We start from the raw sequence: 3,684 nt of genomic DNA on the forward strand, positions 1-3,684 counted from the left end.
ACAAAAGGTTTAGCAGCATTTGCACGCTTGAGACGTGCGTAGACTTGATTGGAAACTTCAACAAATGGATTATTGGGAGTTGAGGTTTCAAAACGAACAGTGCTTTTATTATCGCCAACAACACACATTGGCTTGGTGATGATTGCTTTCATCTTCGCTCCTTTTGAGGCAATGAATTAATGACATCATTGGTTATTGAATGGCTTTTGATATGTGCAAAATAGATTAGTCTGTTTTAACAATAAAAACAGCAACTTAATCCTTTTTGAAAGCTTAAGATTTTACCAAATTTTAGGGGATATTTTTGAATTTTAGACGCAATACAACCACTGCCATATTGGCACTAAATACGATTTTTCATACATTGTCAATAGAAAAAATCTATATTTTGTATTTTTTTTATTTTTTTGACAAAATTTAGTATTTTAAAAGCCGCTTTTTGATTTGTTATAAATAACAATATATTTGTTTTATTTAAACATTTTAGATGTCAAATTATATTTATGAACAGTCAAGAATTAAAAAGATATCTTACAAAACATGGTGCAGTTTTACCTCAGGGAAAGTCGTCCATTTGCTTGTAAAACGTGGTTCTAAAAAAACGGTTTTGCCAATGCATGGTGCGTGGAAAGAATTAAGAATAGGATTAGTTCAAAATGCTGCTTAAAATTTAGCGGTTTTGTGTAAAATGTTTATGAAGTGCATTCAGAGCAACATACAGCGAACCGACAAGATGTGGCAGTGATTGATCTTCACTAACAAGATACTGTAGCGCGGCATAAAGGTTGTGCTGTCTATAAAGGCATTGTGCTTCTTTTAGCACCTCTTTCATTGCTTCATAGTAATGAGTAGTTTTTTCAATCCATTGTTTTTTTGCCTCTTCATTTAAAGATGGAGTAAAGTCATCATAAATTGCATTTGGTAAGGCTTTTGCACAGAGGTAATTATTTCTCACTTCAAGATATTTTTGTGCAGCATCATACTGATCTTGATTAATCACACCTTGCAGATAAAGCCGCCCAATATAGGTACCGGAAAGCGGATTTTTTGCTTCTTCTATGGTCAAGCCAAAACGTTTGGCACATATTTCTATTGCCAACTTATCAATGGGATCATGAGGCATTTTTGTCCGTGAGATACGACCATTTGGTTCTCTGATACATCCTTTAATTCGAGGACGACCACGTTTTGCATGTTTTTTTCTTTTAGCCATATTTTTTCAATCAGAATGGGACGCTATCGTTAAGAGCTGTTCTACAATCTTGAGTACCTGAAGCGATAGCATAATTTTGAGAAGTAATAGGTGAAGGGGTAGGGGATGCTGATTGATCTTTCTTTGCATCAAGCAAATACAACTCGCCTTTGAATTGTGGTAAGACAATCTCTGTTGTATAACGGTCATGCCCATTTTTATCTTGCCATTTGCGTGTCTGTAATTTTCCTTCTATGTAAACCTTTGAACCTTTGTTGAGATATTGAAGTGCAATTTTTGCCAAATGTGGATTAAAAATCACAACTGAATGCCATTCTGTTTTCTCTACTTTTTGATTGGTTTTTTTATCTGTATAGCTCTCAGAAGTCGCTATACTAAAATTGACTATTTCTGCTCCAGAATTCATTGTTTTGCTTTCGGGATTAGCACCAAGGCGCCCGATTAACGTCACTTTATTTAGCATATTTGTAGCCCCATTAGATTTGCAATTTATACATAAAAAATCTTAGAATGATTTGCATATTTATTCAATTATTTCAGTTCAGTAATAACAGTTTTTTAAGTATTACATTATAATATTATTTGACAAATTATTCATCAAAAAAACCATGTCACACAAATGGCATGGCTTTCTTATTTCTGCTTTTAACTTTTCAATAAATATCCTTTCATTAAGAGTCTGTATCAAACTTTTTTGTTCGATTTATTGTTGACTATCGAACCTTTTTGTGCGATATTCATTTTATGAAAAAAGGGGGAGGCTAAATGAAACGAGAAGCACTGCTTAGAGAATTACGTAAAGAAGCCAGAAAAAGAGGCATTCATTACAGTGAAGCTCCTGATGCAGGCAAAGGGTCACATTATTTGGTAACTTTTGGAGACAAGACAACCGTTATAAAATCTGGTGAATTGACCCCACTTTACGTGAAAATAATAAAAAAGCAGTTGGGGGTATGAGTTACTCTCTCAACGGCTTTAATTTTTCGTTTCAAAAGCATTTTGATCATGGCGAGGAGACCTAAACATGGAATACACGTATCAAGCAAAACTGGAATCTGATCCAGATGGTAGTTTTATTGTAACCTTTCCAGATGTACCAGAAGCAATAACAGCTGGAGAAAATAGAGCAGAGGCATTAGAGAATGCTGTTGAAGCTTTAGGGTTAGCATTACGGAGCTATCCTATGCGTGGTTTGCCTTTACCAATGCGACAACAGTATAAAGACCTTGTAGAGGTTACGGTAGATGCGTGGAATGCTCTTAAGCTCGCAGTGGTAGAAGCCTTTAATGAAGCGAATATCACAAAAACAGAATTGGCACATCGTTTGGGTAAAAAAGAAACAGAAGCAAGACGCATTCTTGATCCAAATTATCCAACTAAGCTTCAAACACTAGAGCAAGCACTGAGTGTTCTTGGCAAGCAAGTCGTTATTACAATCAAAAATGCGGCTTAACTTCCTCCCCACTTTTAAAATGGGGAGTTATGTTTTTAAATCTAAGCAGCTTTTACGACAGATCTTGCTAGAACCTGTTTTGCTTCTTTAATAAGAGCTTTGTATTTTCTGTTTTCTTCATCTACTCTGAAGGCATCAAGAAGACGCATATGAATAGGACCTAAAAGATATAAAACTTTTTCGCCAGCGTTCATTCCCTCCCAATAGCTTGGCAAATCAAAACGCGTATCATTATCATAATCAACAGCTTGGTTTCTTAGTTTCTTTTCACACTCAATAAAGTAACGGCGTGCTTGACGTCCTTTCTCATTGCGTTCAACCATTGAGAGCTCTTTCGCCATGTCTAGGGTGAGATGATATTCTGTACTTGGACGACCGCCTTTAGGTTTCGGTAAATTTTTACCGAAACTCACAAAGCCTTGATTTTCTTGAGAGGCATTAGGTTTTACTCTTTTTTGAGTAAAACTCACAAAGTCCTGATTTTCTTGAAAAGAATATTCTTCAACCCGTCGTGAAGTCCAATCGTTGAAGCGTATATTAACTTCTAAAAACGTATGCAACTCGCGTGCATTGACAGTTTGAACTGTTTCTTTTCCAATAGTTTGTTCTGTAATTTTAATAAGAGTGTTCATGATGAATTCCTTGTTACTTAATATGTTTTCATTGACATTCTAAAAGAGTGCCGGGTGCTGAAAACACGGTAACAAGTCCGTCGTTACGCTTTCCCCATGAAGGTATTGTATAGCATAACTACACCCGACAAGATCGTTATATGCTACAGCATATAACGAGTCAAAATCTTTAATGTCTAGAAGATTAGTTATTTCGGCAACTAATCCGCTTGTTATCAAGGTGTTTTCAGGCACCTAATTCGATTATTCATATTGCTGTAATAATGTCAAGCGGCTTCCGATAATTTTTTGATCTCTTTATTGATCTCATCTATAAGAGGTTCGTAATTGAGAACGCTTTTCGGAATAGCACCACCGTAAACCCATGCTTTCACCTGCGCTTTGGT

General features: G+C 35.8%; 5 protein-coding genes. 2 read left to right on the forward strand and 3 right to left on the reverse strand.

Annotation, left to right across the window (positions count from 1 at the left end; all coding sequences use genetic code 11):
* Positions 1–670: 670 nt before the first annotated feature.
* Positions 671–1,213, reverse strand: coding sequence for a hypothetical protein (locus ACFIQE_RS09075; RefSeq protein ID WP_375707583.1), 543 nt, complete (start codon positions 1,211–1,213; stop codon positions 671–673).
* A 10-nt stretch (positions 1,214–1,223) separates the two neighbouring features.
* Complete coding sequence (gene ssb / locus ACFIQE_RS09080; RefSeq protein ID WP_375707584.1) at positions 1,224–1,676, reverse strand: single-stranded DNA-binding protein; 453 nt, start codon at positions 1,674–1,676, stop codon at positions 1,224–1,226.
* A 302-nt stretch (positions 1,677–1,978) separates the two neighbouring features.
* Between ssb and ACFIQE_RS09085 the strand changes: the two genes are divergently transcribed.
* Entirely contained in the window at positions 1,979–2,170 is a 192-nt protein-coding gene (locus tag ACFIQE_RS09085; RefSeq protein WP_004859817.1) for a hypothetical protein, read from the forward strand.
* Positions 2,171–2,237: 67 nt separating this feature from the next.
* Positions 2,238–2,666, forward strand: a complete 429-nt coding sequence (locus tag ACFIQE_RS09090) for a type II toxin-antitoxin system HicB family antitoxin (protein ID WP_375707585.1) — start codon at positions 2,238–2,240, stop codon at positions 2,664–2,666.
* 41 nt (positions 2,667–2,707) lie between these two features.
* On the opposite strand, the gene ACFIQE_RS09095 is transcribed toward ACFIQE_RS09090, so the two are convergent.
* The gene (locus ACFIQE_RS09095; RefSeq protein WP_375707586.1) at positions 2,708–3,298 is read right to left on the reverse strand and encodes an antA/AntB antirepressor family protein; all 591 of its coding nucleotides are present in this window, start codon (positions 3,296–3,298) and stop codon (positions 2,708–2,710) included.
* Positions 3,299–3,684 lie beyond the last annotated feature (386 nt).

The organism is Bartonella sp. AA1HLJMS, from assembly GCF_042197445.1.
Lineage (GTDB): Bacteria > Pseudomonadota > Alphaproteobacteria > Rhizobiales > Rhizobiaceae > Bartonella.

Bases quoted from the DNA above. Each gene is read 5' to 3' on its own strand.
- ssb (WP_375707584.1), bottom strand. From the start codon at position 1,676: ATGCTAAATAAAGTGACGTTAATCGGGCGCCTTGGTGCTAATCCCGAA.
- ACFIQE_RS09075 (WP_375707583.1), bottom strand. From the start codon at position 1,213: ATGGCTAAAAGAAAAAAACATGCAAAACGTGGTCGTCCTCGAATTAAA.
- ACFIQE_RS09085 (WP_004859817.1), top strand. From the start codon at position 1,979: ATGAAACGAGAAGCACTGCTTAGAGAATTACGTAAAGAAGCCAGAAAA.
- ACFIQE_RS09090 (WP_375707585.1), top strand. From the start codon at position 2,238: ATGGAATACACGTATCAAGCAAAACTGGAATCTGATCCAGATGGTAGT.
- ACFIQE_RS09095 (WP_375707586.1), bottom strand. From the start codon at position 3,298: ATGAACACTCTTATTAAAATTACAGAACAAACTATTGGAAAAGAAACA.